This window comes from Streptobacillus felis, assembly GCF_001559775.1.
GTDB lineage: Bacteria > Fusobacteriota > Fusobacteriia > Fusobacteriales > Leptotrichiaceae > Streptobacillus > Streptobacillus felis.
This window is the reverse complement of the sequence record NZ_LOHX01000348.1, coordinates 1-1,099: the sequence shown is the minus strand read 5'-3', so window position 1 is coordinate 1,099 and position 1,099 is coordinate 1. Positions and strand designations below refer to the sequence as shown.

Below are 1,099 nucleotides of genomic sequence, written 5' to 3'. Positions count from 1 at the left end.
AAATGGCAGAAGTAATTTTAAAGAACGTTGAAAAACAATATCCGAATGGATTTAAAGCAGTACATGGAATAAACTTAGAAATAAAAGATGGAGAATTCATGGTATTTGTAGGACCATCAGGATGTGCAAAATCAACAACACTAAGAATGATAGCAGGACTTGAAGATATAACTGGAGGAGAAATATATATAGGAGAAACACTTGTAAATGATGTACCGCCAAAAGATAGAGGAATAGCAATGGTGTTCCAAAACTATGCACTATATCCACATATGACAGTATATGAGAACATGGCATTTGGATTAAAATTAAAGAAAACTCCAAAAGAAGAAATAGATAGAAGAGTAAAAGAAGCTGCAGAAAAATTAGAAATAACAGAATTACTAGATAGAAAACCAAAAGAAATGTCTGGAGGACAAAGACAAAGGGTAGCTTTAGGAAGAGCTATAGTAAGAGAACCAAAAGTATTCTTATTTGACGAACCGTTATCAAACTTAGATGCTAAGTTAAGGGTATCAATGCGTGTAAGAATAACACAATTACACCAAGAGTTAAAGACTACAATGATATATGTAACACATGATCAAGTAGAAGCTATGACTATGGGAGATAGAATAACAGTATTAAAACTTGGAAGAATAATGCAAGTAGATACACCATTAAACTTATATCATAAACCGGCGAATAAATTTGTAGCAGGATTTATAGGATCACCGACTATGAACTTATTAGAGGGAGAATTAGTAAAACAGGGAGAATCAACATTTATTAATTTAAATGGAGCATTAATAGAATTACATCCAAGTAAGGCAGAGAAGGTACAAGGATACTTAGGTAAGAGGGTAATATTTGGAATAAGACCAGAAAATATAGTAACAAGTAAAGAAGAAAATACGTATACACAAGTAGGAGAAGTATCAGTAGTAGAGCAAATGGGTAATGAAGAATACATATACTTTAAACTTGCAGGATTACAAATGACATGTAGAATGAATGTAGATGGAATAAGTGATACAAACAAACATGGAAGTGAAAGATTCTACTTTGATACAAGTAAAGCACATATATTTGATATAGAAACAGAAGAAAACATAAGTTT

The 1,099-nt window shown here is 31.7% G+C and carries 1 protein-coding gene; it reads left to right on the top strand.

Annotated elements, in window-relative coordinates:
- Positions 1 to 2: 2 nt before the first annotated feature.
- On the top strand, positions 3 to 1,099 hold a 1,097-nt coding region (locus tag AYC60_RS08130; protein WP_067323418.1), incomplete at its 3' end, for an ABC transporter ATP-binding protein.